This window comes from Gorillibacterium sp. sgz306347 (assembly GCF_059735245.1).
Genome location: NZ_JCAPET010000113.1, coordinates 1 through 675, shown reverse-complemented (window position 1 = coordinate 675; position 675 = coordinate 1). Strand labels below are relative to the sequence as shown.

The following is a 675-nucleotide window of genomic DNA, read 5'->3' as shown; positions in this document are numbered from 1 at the left end:
AGTTCCGCTTGAATTCCACTAGAGTTACGCTATAGTTCCGCTTGAGTTACGCTTGAGTTACGCTAGAGTACCGCTTGAGTTACGCTAGAGTTACGCTAGAGTACCGCTTGAGTTCTGCTAGAGTCCCGCTTCGATCGTCACACATACGCTAACGGTTGCCACAGCGCTTATTTGCCCAAAAATCGGTCTTTTTTTTCTCTAACGGTTGCCACAGGGCTTATTCGGGGAAAATCGAGCCAAAACAAGCAAAAAAGCCAAAATAGCCGCTGTGGCAACCGTTAGAATTTCAAACGCCTCATTTTTGGGCAAATAGCCTCTGTGGCAACCGTTAGAATTTCAACCTCCTTTTTTGGGCAAATAGCCGCTGTGGTACCATTAGAATTTCAACCACTTCTTTTGGGCAAATAACCGCTGTGGCACGGTTAGCCACCTCCGCTCCGACCGCTCCGGCCATTGCACCACCGATAATCGAAATTTGGGTTCGCTTTATATTCAAGCTGGAAAAATTTTTGTTTAGCTCCCGACATTTTGGGGAAATTGCATTGGACTGCTCTGCTTCTGCTTCTGCTTCTGCTTCTGCTTCTTCCACTCACCGTTACTTCTACTTTTACCTCTACCTCAACTTCTACCTCTACCTCAACTTCTTCTATTTCTACCTCTACCTCAACATCTTCT

The 675-nt window shown here is 45.9% G+C and carries 1 protein-coding gene; it reads right to left on the bottom strand.

The genetic code is table 11. The features are described 5' to 3' along the window. Positions 1-328: 328 nt before the first annotated feature. Complete coding sequence (locus AC6I6H_RS22485) at positions 329-589, bottom strand: hypothetical protein (protein ID WP_497956845.1); 261 nt, start codon at positions 587-589, stop codon at positions 329-331. Positions 590-675: the final 86 nt, after the last annotated feature.